The organism is Cohnella sp. GCM10012308 (genome assembly GCF_042649185.1).
In the GTDB taxonomy this organism is placed as follows: Bacteria; Bacillota; Bacilli; order Paenibacillales; family Paenibacillaceae; genus Cohnella.
In genome coordinates, this window is sequence record NZ_JBHRYU010000040.1 from 18,638 (window position 1) to 36,376 (window position 17,739).

At 55.7% G+C, this 17,739-nt stretch carries 10 protein-coding genes and 1 pseudogene; 8 read left to right on the top strand and 3 right to left on the bottom strand.

Annotated features, from left to right (window positions below):
- Nucleotides 1-92 precede the first annotated feature (92 nt).
- Both ACFOTD_RS29785 and ACFOTD_RS29790 read left to right on the top strand, forming a co-directional pair.
- Entirely contained in the window at nt 93-3,734 is a 3,642-nt protein-coding gene (locus tag ACFOTD_RS29785) for an S-layer homology domain-containing protein (protein ID WP_378123601.1), read from the top strand.
- A gap of 151 nt (nt 3,735-3,885) precedes the next feature.
- Entirely contained in the window at nt 3,886-5,955 is a 2,070-nt protein-coding gene (locus ACFOTD_RS29790; protein WP_378123602.1) for a methyltransferase domain-containing protein, read from the top strand.
- A gap of 47 nt (nt 5,956-6,002) precedes the next feature.
- On the opposite strand, the gene ACFOTD_RS29795 is transcribed toward ACFOTD_RS29790, so the two are convergent.
- From ACFOTD_RS29795 to ACFOTD_RS29805, 3 genes are all read right to left on the bottom strand, one after another.
- Nucleotides 6,003-6,716: a glycosyltransferase gene (locus tag ACFOTD_RS29795; protein WP_378123603.1), complete on the bottom strand. Its 714-nt coding sequence runs from the start codon at nt 6,714-6,716 to the stop codon at nt 6,003-6,005.
- Entirely contained in the window at nt 6,713-8,551 is a 1,839-nt protein-coding gene (locus ACFOTD_RS29800; RefSeq protein ID WP_378123604.1) for a glycosyltransferase, read from the bottom strand. Before ACFOTD_RS29800 ends, ACFOTD_RS29795 begins: the two co-directional genes overlap by 4 nt.
- Nucleotides 8,552-8,712: 161 nt before the next feature.
- Complete coding sequence (locus ACFOTD_RS29805; protein ID WP_378123605.1) at nt 8,713-10,668, bottom strand: S-layer homology domain-containing protein; 1,956 nt, start codon at nt 10,666-10,668, stop codon at nt 8,713-8,715.
- A 202-nt stretch (nt 10,669-10,870) separates the two neighbouring features.
- On the opposite strand from ACFOTD_RS29805, the gene secD reads away from it, so the two are divergent.
- The 6 genes and pseudogenes from secD to ACFOTD_RS29835 all read left to right on the top strand — a co-directional run bounded on the left by secD (nt 10,871) and on the right by ACFOTD_RS29835 (nt 17,738).
- On the top strand, nt 10,871-13,093 hold the full coding sequence (gene secD / locus ACFOTD_RS29810) for a protein translocase subunit SecD (RefSeq protein WP_378123606.1): 2,223 nt from the start codon (nt 10,871-10,873) through the stop codon (nt 13,091-13,093).
- Between the two features lie 126 nt (nt 13,094-13,219).
- On the top strand, nt 13,220-15,736 hold the full coding sequence (locus ACFOTD_RS29815) for a winged helix-turn-helix domain-containing protein (protein ID WP_378123607.1): 2,517 nt from the start codon (nt 13,220-13,222) through the stop codon (nt 15,734-15,736).
- 107 nt (nt 15,737-15,843) lie between these two features.
- Nucleotides 15,844-15,900 (top strand): annotated as a pseudogene (locus tag ACFOTD_RS29820) (S-layer homology domain-containing protein); the annotation flags it as partial.
- A gap of 12 nt (nt 15,901-15,912) precedes the next feature.
- Nucleotides 15,913-16,317 carry an S-layer homology domain-containing protein gene (locus ACFOTD_RS29825; RefSeq protein WP_378123608.1) on the top strand — a complete coding sequence of 135 codons (405 nt, stop codon included), beginning with the start codon at nt 15,913-15,915 and terminating at the stop codon, nt 16,315-16,317.
- 158 nt (nt 16,318-16,475) lie between these two features.
- Complete coding sequence (locus ACFOTD_RS29830) at nt 16,476-17,063, top strand: TetR/AcrR family transcriptional regulator (protein WP_378123609.1); 588 nt, start codon at nt 16,476-16,478, stop codon at nt 17,061-17,063.
- 57 nt (nt 17,064-17,120) lie between these two features.
- Complete coding sequence (locus tag ACFOTD_RS29835; protein ID WP_378123610.1) at nt 17,121-17,738, top strand: DUF2306 domain-containing protein; 618 nt, start codon at nt 17,121-17,123, stop codon at nt 17,736-17,738.
- The last annotated feature ends 1 nt before the right edge of the window (nt 17,739 follow it).

A 17,739-nucleotide genomic window follows, 5' to 3' on the forward strand; every position in this document is an offset into this window, starting at 1 on the left:
AAATTCGTCGAATTTTGTTCAGAGAATGTCCAGAATCGGTTGCTATAATTTGAGAAGCTACGATAGATTCAACAGGAGGTTTTACAATTTAAATGGAAAACTACGGTAAACTAAGACGATCGTTGGCGCTGCTGCTGATTCTGGCGCTCACGCTGCCGTTTATACGCCTGCCGGCTGCGTCGGCAGAATTCGTGCCGCTCTACGACACGATGAATTACAACAATCCGCCTTCGGCTCCCGCTTTCCGGTCGCTGCCGTCAGGCAGCTACGTGGCTGCGCCGTTTCGCATCAACAACGCATACGGCGAGATTAGTGCGGTTATGCTGAACGCCAAATACGAGAATACGAGCCGGCCGACCGCCACGAGGGCCAAGATGTCGGTCGCGATTTTCGCCGACGACGGTGGCAAACCGGGCGCCGCGCTGGACGATGCGATCGGCAGCTACGAGCTTGAAGATCAGGTCGATTCAGGCAGCCAGTCGAACCCGTTCAGCCGGTTTTACATTTCTTTTGAAAAACCGGCCAAGTTGTACCGCGACCGGCAATATTGGGTCGTCTACGGCACGACCGATGCCGACTCCGCCAGAGTAAGCCTGGTCGGCGTCAACGAGCAGCCGCTGTCGGAGCAGCAGGGAACCAATAACTATGTCACCGATCTCTATCAGCCTGCCCGCGTCGAGGAGAGCTCGCGCGTGATTTACAGCCTTCACGACGCCGGCTCGGACATCGCGGGTACGGACTGGAGCGGCGCCGAGCGGACCAACGGCCAGATCTTGCCGTTCGTGCTGGCCGGCTGGGTGTCGGAGCCGCACGACAATTTGAGCGTTCAGTTTGCGACCGACACGATGGCGCACGTCTTTTTCGGTCCGTCTCCCGACGCAACCGAAGTCGTGCTGGAGCAATCGGAGGATGCAGGCGCCACCTGGACTGTCGCCAATGCCGGTACGCTGGACAATTATTCGAACGACGCCACCGTGACCGGACTTAAACCGGAGACGGCCTACTGGTTCAGGCTGGTCGTCAAGGACGGCTCTAAGGGCGGCATCTCCAATACGGGGCAAATCGTGACGCAGCCGGATACCGGATGGCGGCTGGTGGGCGAGGCGGGCTTCAGCGGACAACTGGTGCGCGACACCGAGCTCGTCTTGGACGCCGGAGGCATCCCTTATATCGCTTATGTCGATCAAGCCATGACGGGCAAGATTATCGTTAAAAAGTTTACGGGCGCGTCCTGGGTATCCGTCGGCGCCGAGGCGTCCGACGAACAGGCGTCCAGCGTCTCGCTGGCGCTCGACGGCGAAGGCCGCCCCTATATTGCTTATACGGCAACGGCGGACAGCTTGCTGACCGTGCGCAAATTCGACGGAGCTTCATGGACGACGGTAGGACAAGCCGGCATCGGAGAAGCCGATCTGCCCGATCTCAAGCTGGATGCCGAGAACCGTCCGTATGTCGCCTACCGCGATCTGGCCGGTCCGCTCGGCGGCGCCATAACCGTATCGAGATTCGCCGACGGTTCCTGGCAGCCGGCCGGTGCCGCTCAGTTCACGCCAGAGACCAGCGTGCAGCGCCTGTCGCTCGCCATTGGCAAGGACGGCGTGCCGTATGTCGGCTACTTTGCCGTCCCGGACGGTTCGTACAACAGCTACAAACCATTCGTGTACCGGTTGGCCGACGGCGTCTGGACGGACATCAGCTATTCCGGCTTCGGTACGCCCCATTCGGCGGCATATCGTATCTCGCTCGCCGCAAGCCCGGTCGACGGCGCGTTATACGCCGTCTTCGACGATACGAACGTCAGCCGCAAGCCGAGCGTCATCCGCTGGAACGGCAGCGATTGGGACGCGATCGGAACTACGGGCATCGCACCGCGCGCGGATTCGCTGCGGATGGCTGTAGACAGTCAAGGCGTCCCTTATGTCGCTTATACCAAACGCAACGAGGGCGGTGGGCCGGTCAGCGTGCTGCGCTGGAGCGGCAACGCATGGGAGGAAGTAGGGGGCGCCGATTTTTCTGGCGGCGACGCCTACGACATTTCGCTTGCGATCGATGCCGAGGGCAGGCCTTACGTATCCTACGCGGATCAATTGGAAGGCGAGAAGTCGACGGTCAAAGTATATCCCAAGCCGATCTCGAACCTGTCCGCTGAGTGGAGCGGCGACCGCGTGTTGCTCAGCTTCGACAAGCCGTCCGGCGCCTCGCAGGTTGCCGTTCTTGTATCCGCTGACGGCGGAATGAGTTGGCAGACGGCAACTACTGAGCAGCCGCTTAATTACGCGACCGGCACGGCGACCGTGACGGGGCTGTCGACGGGTACGGCCTACCTGTTCAAGCTGGCGGTCGTCGGAGGCAGCCGCGGGGGCGATTCGAACACAGCGTCGGTTGCAGCGCTAGCGCAGCCGGCTCCCCCTGTGACGGCGTCGCCGGCCGTCAAGTCCGTGACGCTTAACGTGGTGGACGACAAGGGTGCAGTAATGAGCGATCCGCTCACCAAGCTCGTCGGGTCTCAACTTGCGCTCGCAGGGCAGCTGCTGTCCGCAGACGGCAAAAGCCTCGGCTATGCGCCCGTTTCGATCAAGAGCGGGCAGCCGATTCAACTGCCGGCGCTCGCTGCGGGCACCTACAAGCTCGTGCTGAGCGTGGTCGCGCCGAACGGAGAAAAGCTCGCGGGCAAGATTGCGAAGCTGACCGTCGATGCCGCGGGGAACGCCACAATCTCATCCGAGCTGATCGATCCGTACGGCATCGTGACGGACGCTTTGACGGGCAAGAAGGTGGATGGCGTCAAGGTGACGCTTCACTGGAGCGATACCGCGCTGAACAAGTCGAAGGGCCGTACCCCGGGCGCGCTGGTCGAACTGCCCGAGCTGCCGGACTTCGCGCCGAATCAGAATCGGGATCCGCAGATGAGCACGGACGGCGGCAAGTACGGATGGATGGTTTATCCGGACGGCGACTATTACATTCTGGGCGAGAAGGACGGCTATGTTGCTTACGACAGCCGCCTGGATACGCGCGCCGAGCAGCATGGAGAGGACAGCTACGTGAAAGACGGCAATATACACGTCGGCCAATCGATCGTCGAATACAGCTTCAAGATGATGCCGAAGGCCAACGGCTCCGGCACGCATGCGGCCTATATGAAGGGCTATCCGGACGGCAGCTTCAAGCCGGCCAAGGGCGTGAGCCGAGCCGAATTGGCCGCCGTCCTGACCCGCACGATGGCGCAGAAGGAGCCGAGCGATAAGGCGGTCGCCTTCAAGGACGTGTCGGCCAAGCATTGGGCGTCCGCCGGCATTCGGACCGCAGCCGCGCAGGGCTGGATGAAGGGCTACGCCGGCGGCTCGTTTAAGCCCGAAGGCCAGGTCACGCGAGCCGAGCTTGCGCAGACGCTGACCAATCTATACGGCTGGGACAAGGCCGGGAACGGCGCGTCGACGTTCGTGGATATCGGCATGCACTGGGCGAGCGAAGCGATCGCGGCCGTTCAGGCACAAGGAATGATGCAAGGCTACGAGGACGGCTCCTTCCGTCCCGATCAGGCCGTCACGCGAGCCGAAGCGGTGAAGGTGTTCAACCAGTTGCTGAAGCGAAGCCCCGGCCAGACGGTCGGCGTACCCGCCGTGTGGAACGATGTATCCGACACGCACTGGGCTTACGCGGATATTATGGAGGCTTCGGTCACGCACGGTTATGTCTTGTACGAGACGGGCCTCGAGCAGTGGAGCAAATAGGGGCGGCAGCCGAAAAACGGGACGAACAGGACATTCCCTGCCTCGTCCCGTTTTTTTATCCGGCTCGTCAGTCCGTACGGTTCTATCGTCGGATATTCTATGTTAATCTGACAGTAACATTGGCTGAAGCGAAGAATAGGAGTTCATGACTATGACCGTCACCAGACTATTATTAGGCAGTCCGATCAGGCAGCAAGAGCCTGTTCTCGCCGCCTTCCTTGAATCGCTCGAGCGGCTGGATCTGAATGGCATCGATCTTGGCTATTATTTTATCGACGATAACGAACACCCGGATTCCTCTGCGCTGTTGGAACGATTCGCTCTTCGACACGCTTCGGTCCGTATCGTCAAAGGCACGGCGTCCAATAAAGACAACTTGCGGGATGATTACCGGAACGAATTCACGCATATCTGGAAGGAAGCGCTCGTCTGGAAAGTGGCCGCATACAAGGATTCGATTCTATCCGCCGCCGGGAACGAAGGATTTGACGGCGTATTTTTGATCGACTCGGATTTAATCCTCCACCCCAAGACGCTCCAGAGGCTTGTCCGGTCGAATAAGGACATTGTCTCCAATGTTTTTTGGACCAGCTGGCAGCCCGGGACGCGACCCATGCCTCAGGTTTGGCTTCATGGCGAGTATGAGCAATATCCGCTTGAGCGCCGCCAGGCGCTTGCCGAGGAACAAAAGACGCTGGAAACCGAGTTGTTTTACGGACGAATGCGCGTACCCGGTATTTATGAGGTAGGAGGCTTGGGCGCCTGCACGCTGATCTCCAAAAAGGCGATCCAAGCCGGCGTCTCGTTCGCCGAAATTCCGAACCTTGGCTATTGGGGGGAGGATCGGCACTTTTGCGTCCGTGCCGCCGCGCTTGGCTTGCGGCTGCATGTCGAGACGACGTATCCGGCCTATCATCTGTACCGTGACACGGATCTTGAAGGATTGCCGGCTTTCGTTGCGCGTTGTGTTGCGGATGACGCGCCGGCCGCCGCCGACAGTCCGGCTTCTCCCTACGACGATGCGCTCCGCCTGGCAAGTTTCGGCTATGAGACTGCGGCGGCATACCGAATGCAGCAATATCTGGCGTTGGAGGATGCGGACTCGCTGCCCGTATACCGGGCGCATGCTTGTCTTTTTCTCGACGAGTTTCACTCGCGAAGGGGAAACGGAGACGAAGGCAGGGCGATTCTGCTCAAGGAGCTGTTGAACCATAAGCGGGCGGAGCTATATTGCAGGCTTGGCGCCAAATGCATGGATCAGGAAGACTGGAGAGAAGCCGCCATTTGGTTCAAACAGGCGACGAAAGCTTACAAGCCTTTCTCCGAAGCGGCCTCCCCTGATCCGGCAGCATGGACATGGAAGCCGTATATCCAGCTTTGCGTGTGCTATGAAAATCTCGGAGATCGCAATCTGGCCTACCATTATAATAATGAAGGCTTGCGTTTTGATCCCCGACACGCCGGGATGCTGTCCAATAAAGAATTTCTGGAAAGGGTTATGGGCGTCAATGCCCCGGAACAGCAACGGGTAGAAGAGAGCCAAACGTACGATGTTCTGTCGGACGAGCATGCCATATCCCGATTTATACGCGTAGACGACGAGTGCATGCCTCATTTTACTTACGATCTGCCTGAAGCATGGTGGAGCCGGGGTTATGAATATGCCTGGGCCTCGAAGTATTTGTCTCCTGAGGACACGGTCCTTGATGCGGCTTGCGGGATATGCCATCCGTTCAAATTTTATGCGGCTTCCCGAACGGCGGCGACCTTTGCATTCGATCTCGATCGACGCATTCTCTCCCGGGAGGAGATTCTGGAAGATATCGCGCAATCCGTTAGTCTGCGGGCGAAGTCCGAATTCGATCCCGGCCTTTTCGATCGCATACGGTTCTCGCAGTGCGATATGACGCATTTGCCTTATGCGAATGCGTTTTTCGACAAAATCTTCTGTATCTCCGTGCTCGAGCATGTGGATGCGCAGACCTTGCGGGGCGCGCTGGAAGAGTTCCGCCGGGTGCTTAAGAACGACGGCTTGCTTGTGCTCACCGTTGACTATCCAAATGTCGATATGACGATGTTTCAAGCGCAAATGGATGCCGTCGGCTGGCGTTTTGCGGGGCTGCATGATTTTGGCGAACCGGTCGATGCGATCTCTACGGCGATGTGGGGGCCCGAGATTAAGTGCATCCGGTTGCTGCTAGCCAAGCGCTTGGAGTCCTAAAAACACGCGAACCTCCTGCCCGCCATAGGGATAGGAGGTTCGTCCGATTAATCCGACCAAGCGACCAGAGATGGCTGCTCGTCCATAATCGACAGATATTGTTCTCTCCAGCCATGTTCGCCTTTCGGATCGAGCAGCATATAGCGGATGAACTTATTTTCCCGGTCCACGGACGATGACCAGCCCATATGCTTCAGCCGGAGTTCGGACTTTGCCGACGGAAGCTCCAGTATGTTCTCCGGAAAGCGTCCGCAATGTTGGGCCGAAGCCCGCCACCGATAGTCGAAATCCGGCCGGTATCGAAGGAGAAACGGGCGATAGTAATGGTGAGCCTGCCAGTATTCGTCGTCCCGATAGGCTTCCTTGCTCCAGAAGTCATATAATCGGAAGCATAGGACATCCGCTTGCTCGCCCGCGAGCAGTCGATGAATCTCGCCGGCAAACCGATCTTCGAACCACTCGTCCGCGTCCATATTCAAGATCCATTCCGGATTTTCGCGAATCGTCTCCTCCCACTGTTGAAGCCGCAGTTCGATCTCGTTTTGGAAGCGCGACGCGGGATTGCGGACCAGCTTGACCGGAATGCCCTCCAAAAGACGCAAGCATTCTTCCGCCGTGCGATCGGTGCTGCCATCGTCGATAATGACGGCATTGCTGATGTATTCCCTGTGCTTCTTCAGCGCCTGCTCCAGGTATCTGCCGCATTCGTTCTTGACGATCATGGAAAGCGTTATTCGCCTTTGCATAGCGATCGCACTCATGAGATTCCTCCTGCGTGTTCTCCTCGTCCGAGACGACTTTGCAAATAGGAGCGATTCGCCAAGATCCGAGCGTCGCTAGGAATGTAGGCCGCCGCTTGCTCGTTCTCTTCATAGGCCAGCGCGTACTCCCCCATGCGATCGTAGCAAACGCATAGTTGCAGACGCGGCAGCCAGGTCCAGCATGAATGCTGCAGCAGCGCGGAAGAATCCGAAGGCATCTCGACTTCCGTGGCCAACCGATACCACCAGGAGGCTTCCTTATAGTTGTCCTCGGATAAATAAAACGAGCCGAGCCGGCAGCAATTTTCGGCGCGGGGCAGCGCGTAGGCGAAGGACTGCAGCGCTTTGATCTTGGCGAGTTGCGTCTGACCGAGCGCATGGTAACATTCGGCCGCGCGTCCGCAAGCGCCAATCCTGTCCTCCACCCATACTTCCGACTCCGTCAACAGCTTCTCGTATTGCTCGGCGGCGCGCGCCCATAAGCCATGATCGTACAACTCGTTGGCATAGTAGTAGATGTCTCTAGGGTTAAAGGCTTCGCCCGAACGCTGCTTGCGCTCGTAGATATGAAGGTTGCGATCCGAATGGCCGTGCACTCTGTCATGCGTTACCGCAATCTCACTGTGCACGATATGGCCATGCACCTGCAGATACTCGTGAACGATGCCGATCCACTTGAAGTTCATGCTGCGACGGACTAGACGATTCCGGCGGAGGCTGCTTGTCACGTTGCCGTATTCGTCTTTCCCGAGATGGTAGTGCATGGATATCGCGTCGGCTTGCGTCGGCAGGGCTGCCGTCAATTCGGCAAAAGCCGCTTGGTCTTTAGGCAGCAGGACGTCGTCTGCATCCAACCATAGAATATAGTCCTGCGTTGCTTGGTCAAAGGCGTAGTTCCTGGCTTTGGCAAAGTCGTCGACCCATTCAAAATCAAAAATGCGCGCCCCAAAACGAGCGGCAACCTGCTTCGTGGCATCCGTCGATCCCGTATCGACGACGATAATCTCCTGAACGAGATCTGCGACGCTGGACAAGCAGCGATCGAGCGTTTCCTCCTCGTTTTTAACGATCATGCACAGACTGACCGTCGCAGGCAGCTTCCAATTTTGCAACAGTTCGGTCAGGTCGCTTCCCCATTTGGCTATGGCTACCCGTTTATTCTTCGTCATGTTATCGCTGAACGCATGCCATTCGGTCGTCGTCAGGTACGGCGAGTGGTATGCGACGAAGCTCCCGCACGCAATGTACAGGAAATACCCCGCAAGCAGCGCTCTGTAGCATAGATCGTCGTCCTCGTAGCTCTCGCCCTCGAACCGTTCGTCGAATCCGCCCAGCTGCGCCAGCGCGGCGCTGCGAAAAGCGATCGTCAGACCGATCAATCTGGAGGCCCGCCGATCCGCTCTGACCGCTTCCCGGCTTGCGCGGTCCAGCTCCAGCAGTTCCCCGACGTCCCCTGCCGCATGCTGCGCACCGCTGACGCCGTGGCTCATAGGTCCGGCCGCTGCGGCTTCCGGATGAGCTTCAAGACAATCGACCAACGGCTCCAGCCAATCCTTGCCGACCGCAACGGTATCCCGCATGAAGACAACGACTTCTCCGCCGGCTTGCGCCGCGCCAAGGTTATAGCCGGCCGCTACGCCAATGTCTTTAGGCGCCAGCACGATCAATGTGCTCGCATCCGCCAGGGTCCTGACTTTTTTGGCGAATCCGGCCGCTCCGGAGGCAAGGACGACGATGAGCTCAAAAGGATGCTTCGTGCGATTATAAAGCGCAGTCAAGCAACTCTCGACCAGGTTTTCGTGCTGCGCGAGCAAAACGATACTTACGGATTTCATGGCGAACCTCCGTTACAGACATTCTCTATTCTGCTAGTATCCCAGATCAAAAATAAATTTGTCCAGGAAGTCTTTGCTTCTTGAAAATAAAGCGTCCACGCGAACGATGAATCCGTAGCGTGGACGCGGGTTGTGATTGATACTCTTCGTTACGCGGGGTCTTAAACTCCCATAGGTCCTGTTACGCCAGTGGCACCGTTAGCACCAGTCACGCCAGTGACGCCCGTAGCGCCCGTAGCGCCGGTGACGCCCGTGACGCCTGTAGCGCCGGTCATGCCCGTAGCGCCCGTAGCGCCCGTGACGCCTGTAGCGCCGGTCATGCCCGTAGCGCCGGTGACGCCCGTGGCGCCCGTCACGCCTGTAGCGCCGGTCATGCCCGTAGCGCCGGTCATGCCCGTAGCGCCGGTCATGCCCGTAGCGCCGGTGACACCCGTGGCACCCGTCACGCCCGGATTGCCCGTAGCGCCGGTGACACCCGTGGCACCCGTCACGCCCGGATTGCCCGTAGCGCCGGTGACGCCCGTGGCACCCGTCACGCCCGGATTGCCCGTAGCGCCGGTGACGCCCGTGGCACCCGTCACGCCCGGATTGCCCGTAGCGCCGGTGACACCCGTGGCACCCGTCACGCCCGGATTGCCCGTAGCGCCGGTGACGCCCGTGGCACCCGTCACGCCCGGATCGCCCGTAGCGCCGGTGACGCCAGTAGCACCCGTCACGCCCGGATCGCCCGTAGCGCCGGTGACGCCCGTAGCACCCGTCACGCCCGGACCGCCCGTAGCGCCAGTGACACCTGTCACTCCTGGCTCACCCGTAGCGCCGGTGACGCCCGTGGCCCCCGTCACGCCCGGATTGCCCGTAGCGCCGGTGACGCCCGTGGCCCCCGTCACGCCCGGATTGCCCGTAGCGCCGGTGACGCCCGTAGCACCCGTCACGCCTGGACCGCCCGTAGCGCCGGTGACACCCGTAGCACCTGTCACGCCCGGATCGCCCGTAGCGCCGGTACCGCCAGTGGCACCGGTGACGCCCGGATTGCCCGTGTCGCCGGTGACGCCCGTAGCACCCGTGACGCCTGGCGTGCCTGGACCGCCTGGACCGCCCTGTATGCCGGTCGTGCCGGTAACGCCTGGAGCTCCGGTAGCCCCCGTGGCGCCCGGATCGCCCTTCTGCCCTTTGCTCGCTTCCGCTTTTTCTGCCAGCACCTTCAGCTGCGATGCAAAAGTCGCGGTGCTAAGCGCTTTATCGGTCACTTCGATGAGACCGAGCTTGTTGCCGTCCGCGACCAGGGAGATGGGCTGGCCCACTTTAAGCGCGGTTGCACCGGTCGCTTTCTTTCCGTCCTTGCCGTAGATAAACGTATTCTCGTCAAGCTGGAAGCTTTTTATCTCGCCATCGATGTTAACGTCCACGACGTTGCCTTTAATGGCGGCGATAACTCCGTATTTCACGAGTCCGGCCTTGCTGCCGTCTTCGCTGTCCGCTAGATATGGCAGCGTCGCGGTCAGAATCTTAGCCATTTGTCCGCGCGTCACGAGATCGAGCGGTTTAAAAGAGCCGTCCGGAAATCCTTCGATGATTTTCAGTTCGCTTGCAAGGTTGATGTAGGCCAGCATCTCCTGGGACACCTTGTACCAGTCGTTAAACTTAGACAACGAGCTGTACAGCGCCAGGTCTTCATTGCCATGCTGGACCGCCTTGACCATGAGTTGGGTCGCCCATACGCGTTGGACGGACGAACGCCCCCAATTTGCAACGGAGCCTCCGGCTATTTCGGACTCGTCCACGAGTCCGAGTTGCAATGCGAGTTTAACATAGGCCTGCGCCCATGCATCGACGGGGTAGCCTGTGACGCCCGTCTCGAGGCGATTCTCCGCGCCCATCAGCCGAACGACCATGATGATCGCTTCTTGCTTCGTTACTTTATCGGCGGGGTCGAAAACCTGGTTTCCTCTGCCGTCGATAACCTCAAGCATGCTCATTTTATTAATTTGTCTTTCCGCCCAGGGCACGTGTTGCAAGTCTTTAAAAAAATCCTTGGCCGCAGCCGCAGCCTGTCCGGCATTGGACAGAATCATAATCATGCTGAGTCCTGTCATCACGGCTCTGCGTTTGTCTCTCACCAGTGCTCTCTCCCTCAACTCAGATAAGCCTGCCGACCTATCGAAATTTGATGAATCCTGACGATTCTTGTTTATGTAAATAATACTAACAACCTACACTGAACATTCGCTGAACAGGGGCGGGATTGCTTTTTAAAGTGAAAGATGTGCTATAGTTGGTACTAAATTAATAGGAACCGATGGCTGCGAGAGGAGCTAAAACGTGCTGCTGCTAAAGAGATTGGCAGGACTGACGCTAACGGTCGTCCTAACACTCGGGGTTGTCTTCTTCACCTCGCCGGGCATTGTCAATCATGTTCGTCTGGGACTCGATTTGAAAGGCGGCTTCGAGATTTTGTACGAAGCTTCGCCCGTTAAGGGTGAAGGCGAGATTCCGGTCGATACGCTCCGACAGACGGCCAAAAGCCTGGAAAAGCGAATCAACGCGTTAGGTACGGCCGAGCCCGAAATCTGGACCGAGGGTACGGACAGAATTCGCGTCAGAATCGCCGGCGTCACCGACGAGCAACAAGTCAGAGAAATGTTGAAGAAGCCGGCGGAATTGACAGTTCGGGGACCGGACAACCAAGTCGAACTGACGGGAACCGACTTTGTCGAGGGTGCTGCCCAGGTTGTTTACGACGAGATGCGGAATCCTAATATACAAGTCACCGTTAAGAATAAAGAAAAGCTGGAATCGCTGTCCGCGCGGCTCCTTGGGCAGACCATCAGCATTAATCTGGATGAGCGGGTGCTGACGGCGCCCGTTATTCAAGCGGTCCTGACCAACGGAATATGCCGGATTACAGGCCAATTTACTTACGACGACGCGAAAAACATTGTCGATACCATCAATATGGGCGCCCTGCCTCTTAAGTTGACTGAGAATTTCAGCCAGTCCGTCGGAGCTTCGCTGGGGCAACAATCGCTGGAGCAGACATTGACTGCAGGGGCTGCTGGCTCCATTCTCATCTTGTTGTTTATGCTGGCTTTATATCGGCTGCCCGGCGTCGTAGCCAGTATTACATTGATAACCTACTCCTGGTTGCTTCTGCTTTTCATGAATTTGATGCAAGCCACGCTGACATTGCCCGGTATTGCAGCATTTGTCCTGGGGATTGGCATGGCCGTGGACGCCAACATCATCAATTATGAACGATTTCGCGAAGAATTGCGGACGGGCAAAACGCCCTTATCCGCATTTAAGGCCGGCTCCAAAAGGTCTTTTAAAACGATTATGGATGCCAATGTTACGACGTTAATTGCGGGGTTTGTTCTGTTCTCTCTCGGATCCGGCGCGATTAAAGGCTTTGCCATTACATTAATCATGAGCATCGTATTGAGTGTTTTTACGAATATCTACTTCTCTCAATGGCTCCTCCGTATGCTGCTGCGCACTGGACTGGCAGATCATATTCATTTGTATGGCGTGAAATCAGAGCAAATTGTTATGCAGGCCGAGGTCGCGGAGATGCCGACGCTTCGCAAGACCATCGATTTTGTGAATCGCCGCAAAGCCTTCTTTTCTTTTTCCCTCATCACCACTCTGCTCGGCATAGCCAGTCTTCTGCTCTTTAACTTAAATTATGGCGTCGATTTCAAGGCAGGCACTTCTCTGGACATCACGTTAAACCGATCCGTCGACGCGACGACTGCGAATCGAATAGTCAGTAATGCCGGATTTGAACCTTCTGTCCTGTCCGTAGGCGGCAACGGACAAAATCGCGTATCGATGCGCTTCGACCATGTGTTGGATCCCTCAGGCAAAGACTCTGCGAGGATTGTATCGGCATTTGTCGCTGAGTTTGGAAACAACGTGAGTAAAGAAGAAAATACGGTAGATCCCGGCATTGCACGCGAACTGGCCCTGCAGGCTATTTATGCGGTCGCTCTTGCAAGTCTGGGCATCCTGCTTTACGTTTGCATCCGGTTCGAGTGGAGGTTCGCATTGGCGGCTATCGTTGCGTTGCTTCATGACGCATTTTTTGTGGTGAGCGTGTTCTCTGTATTCAAGCTGGAAGTAAATTTGCCTTTTGTCGCCGCGATGCTCACGATTATCGGCTACTCCATTAATGATACGGTTGTCATCTTCGACCGAATCCGGGAAAACATGCGCTTTGCGAAGGTCCGGTCCTTTGAGGATTTAAGTCATCTCGTCAATCGAAGCGTCAATCAAACATTAAGCCGATCCATTAATACTGTTATTGCGGTCCTCTTCGCTTCACTTGCTTTATTATTCTGGGGCAGCGAATCGATAAGAATGTTCTCGCTCGCAATGTCGATCGGACTGATCGTCGGGATGTATTCGTCGATTTGCATCGCTAGCCAAATATGGCTGCTCCTGAAGCGGCATTCTTTGCTGCGGCGTCCCAATAAAGAGCAGAAAGCGGACGGTCTCTATCCGCTGCCCGTACTTCCGATTGCGTATGAAGACGAGGATGATTAAGATTGTGCAGTTGGTTTTAGTTCCATTTATTAAATCGCCGATCCGGGCGTAGCATCCGGCCTGTTCGTCTGCTTGGCAAATGCCATATAATAAAAAGAAACCGACAGCCGACTCCGAGGTGCCGACATGATTCTGAGTACCAAGCTTCATATTCCGCAAACGCGGCGCGACGACCTTGTCGAGCGGGCGACGATCACCGGGCTATTAAATAAAGGCCTTAAGAGCAAGCTTACCGCCTTGACGGCTCCCGGAGGATACGGCAAGACCACGGCGCTGAGCCAGTGGCTGCAGCAGTCCGCCATCCCTGCCGTATGGATCTCCTTGGGACCGCAAGATAACGACCTGATTGCATTTTGGAACTATACGATCGCTGCGGTCGACAGTAAGATGCCTCATTTTTCGGAAGCGGTTACCCCGTATTTGCCATCCTTAAAGTCGGGCGCGTTCGAGCCCTTCATCTCAGCCATGGTTCGCGAGCTTGACAGCTACTCGGATGAATTCGTAATGATTTGGGACGACTATCACGCGATTGATCTTCCGTCCATTCACGCATCGGTCGCTTATTTCCTTGCTTATTTGCCCGCTCGCTTCCACCTCTATGTCGCAAGCCGGGCTGAAATGCCTTTTCCGACGGTAAGGCTGCAGACGACCGGCCAAATGGTGAAAATTACGGTTCAAGAGCTGCGATTTCAACTTGTGGAGGGTATCCGTTACTTTCAGGATTGCATGGGATTGCCGCTGTCGGGAGATAAGATCGCGGTGCTTGTCGACCGTACGGAGGGATGGATCAGCGGATTGTATCTGGCGGCCATTTCACTGCAAAGAAGCGGCGACCATTCGGATTTTATACGTGCCTTCAGCGGGGAGCACCGCAACATATCCGATTATTTGTTTCAGGAGGTTTTTAGTCTCCAGCCGGTCGAGATTCAGTCCTTTCTATTGGAAACCGCAATCTTGGACAGGATAAACGGCCCGTTGTGCGAGGCGGTTACAGGACAGGCGAATTGCCAGGAACTGCTGGAGACGCTGGAACAACAAAATCTGTTCATCGTCCCGTTGGACGATCAGCGGGAATGGTATCGCTATCATCATTTGTTTTCCGAGTTTTTACGGCGGCTTTTTCGGAAGCGATATGCGGGACGATCGAAGGCGCTGCATGCCAAGGCGGCCCAGTGGCTGGAGGCGCACGGATTTTTAGAAGAAGCGGTAGAGCAGCTGCTCATGGACGGGCATTATCCGGAAGCAAGCGATCTTATGGAAAAGCATCTGCAAGACTTTCGCGTAAGAAGAGGGGTGCTTTACCGATGGCTGCATGAGCTGCCGGAGTCTTGTTTGGCAGAGAAGCCGGGCATTCAGTTTCTTTATGTCAAAGTGATGGTGGAATCCGGTCAAATGGAGCTGGCACAAGCCAGACTTCGTCATATGGAGGACAAGCTGTCGGATCCGGAATGGGCAGCGTACGTCGGGAATGTGCTTTATTTATCCTCGGCGGTTGCTTTTTACCGGAAAGATATTCGGCGATTGGATGAATATATGGAGATGTTCGACCGGCATATGCCGGAAGGCAGCTACATTCAGATGATCGAAGGGAATTCCTATTCAATTAACTTCGACACGCAATTGAGCTTTACCAACGATTTGCATGAAGCGGAAAGGTATTTTTCAAAGTGGGTTAAGAGATGGGAGAGCAGGGAAAATTATCCCTTTGTCGGTTTTTACTACGTTACGTACAGCTTGCTGTTATACGAGCAGAACCGGTTGGAAGAGGCTGAAGTTTATGCGGAAAGGGCGCTGCAGACCAAGTGTATACAGCCCTATGGCCTTATTTTGTTCGGTGCCGCTGCAGTTGCCGTACGGATTTATCAGGCCAAGGGAGATCCGGTTAGAGCGTTTGATCTGCTGGAGCGGCTCAAATCGAAAATCCATTCTCCGGACAAAAGTATTTTCATGAGGAAGATCGAGGCAGAGAAGGCTTATTTGTCGTTTGTGAATGGTTCTTTTGATGCGGGTTGGCTGCAAACCTGCGGCATCCAATATACCGATACGGCGCCGTTTGCTTCGATCAGGGAATATTCTCACTTGGCACGGGCATGTATGGCGTGCGGCAGGGAGAGCGATGCCTTGCAACTGCTCGAGCAAATGTACGGTTTTGTCGATGATGAAGATCGAACCTGGGATAAGGTGAAGGTGACGGTCCTGCAAAGCTTGGCATTTTACCAAAAAGGAGAGACGGCAAACGCCCTCATGAAGCTGGAGGCGGCGCTCCTGTTGGCGGAACCGGGGAGATACATCCGCAGTTTCCTGGATGAAGGGGTCAAGATGGCCGAGCTGTTGCGCGCATATATCGGGCACAGGCAGATCAACGCTAACCTGATGTCTCCGATCATGCGCTATGCCAGGGATCTGCTGCTGCTCATGTCGGACCCTGCGAATGAGACGGCCAACGCGGGCGCCTTGATCACGAAGCAGGAATTGAAAATATTACGGATGATCGAGATGAGGCTGTCGAATAAACAGATTGCCGACCAACTTCAGATTACGACGGAGACGGTCAAGAGCCACCTGAAGAGCATGTATAGAAAGCTTGGCGTGAACAGCAGAGAGCAGGCGCTGGCGCAAGGAAAAGAATTTAAGTGGTTATAGAGCGCTTTTAACAATAAATACTGGTATAAGAATATCCCCATAATTTTATCCCCTCTCCCCCTTGGATGGGGGATTTTTTTGCGCTGTAATCGTCTTATATTAGAGGTATCGTCAAGGGCTATACGGACGGTACGTTCAATCCGAACCGCACGGTAACGCGCGTTGAATTTGCGGTCATGCTGATGAATGCCCTCAAGCCGCAAGGGGATGGAGCCGCACTGACGTTTACCGATAAAGAAAAGGTCGGGGCAAGGGCGCAGAAATCGGTCGCGCAAGCGGTGCAAGCGAGCATTCTTGCAGGCTATGAAGACAGTACCTTCCGGCCGAATGCCGAGATTACGCGTGCGGAGATGGCCGTGATGATCGCCAAAGCGCTGGGACAGCCGGCGGATGCCACAACGGCAACCGGCATCGCGGACGACAAGGACATCCCGGCCTGGGCGAAGGGCGCAGTCGGGGCCATGGAAAAGCTGGGCAATATCGAAGGCAAAGGCGCGAATGCATTTGCGCCGGGCGAAAAGGCGACCAGAGCGGAGTCGGTGACCGTACTGCTGAAAATGCTGGCGCAATCGGCTAAGTAAAGGTAAATCATACAAGGCTGCTTTAAAGATAAATATGCAAGGCTGCTTGGGAGTTCAATCTCCAGGCAGCCTTGTCTTGTATTCAGACGCTTTGACAGAGAAATATAGCGTGTGTTATGTTTTATTAAACATCGTTTAAATAAAGCGAGGTATCCCACTTGTCCCCAAGAAAAGCCGTCGAGCATGAGCTGAGCAGGCAAAGAATCCTGGATGCAGCAAGAGAGCAATTCGTGGAGCAAGGGTATCGCGACGTATCCATGCGAGGCATTGCCAAGCAGCTGGGCTACTCACCGGGTTCGCTTTATTATCATTTTCGCGAGAAGGCTGATTTATTTAGCGCCCTGACGGCAGCAGATTTTCTCAGACTGGACCGTCTCCTCGAAGAAGTGGTGAGCGCATCGCCATCTCCGGGACGCGAGCGGCTTGCGTTAATTTTTCTGTCTTTTATCCGATTCGGCCTGGAGAACAAAAAGTCGTTTGAACTCATGTTTTTGATTCAGGAGCCGGGGCTTGAAAGCTATACGTCGCAAGGGAAGATGGCCAGCTACGAGAAGTTTTACGGCGCGGTAAAGGAATCGCTGCAAGCGATCAGCGCCGACCGGTCGGAAGACGTCCAGTTGATCTGGGTCCTGTTTTTGTCCCTTCATGGTTTTGTCAGCTTCTATATTCATAGTCCGCAAACGTACGAAGACATTGCCGCGTTGGCCGACTTACACGTGCAATTATTACTGCGTGGGCTGTCGTAATTTTTTTAAACTTTAATTGAACGGCGATTAATTAATTGGAGGAGCGTTGATCTCAAAATGGGAAAAAAGACGATTCGGGTGCTCATTATGATTTTGGCATTTTCAATTGCGGGATATGCAATCGTTCAGTACGGCGTGCTTAAAGCCAGCGATGCGGGACTCGTCGCTTTCAAATTGCAAAAGCCGGATTTTGAACTCACGCCGTGGGTCTACGTGTTGTACATACATATCGCCACCGCGATGCTTGCTTTGATCATCGGGCCTTTTCAAATTTTTATGAAGCCAACGAACGCAAGGAAACGACGGCATCGGCTGCTGGGTTATGTGTACGTTATTTCGATTACGGCAAGCGGGATCGTGAGCGTATATTTATCTCTTTTTGCTACAGGAGGCTGGGTTGCCGGGCTTGGCTTCATGCTGCTGGATATCCTATGGGTGGGGACGACACTTACCGGAATGAGAAAAGCGATGGTCAAAGACATCCAAGCGCATCAAGCATGGATGCTCCGCAGCTATTCGCTTACTTTTGCGGCCGTAACCCTGCGGATCTGGCTAGCGCCGATGGCTCTTCTCTTTGGCGATTTCGAGGCGGGGTACCGGGTTGTCGCCTGGATTTGCTGGATTCCCAACCTGCTCGTCATCGAAGCAGTCATTCGCAGGAAAGGGTTACGGTAGC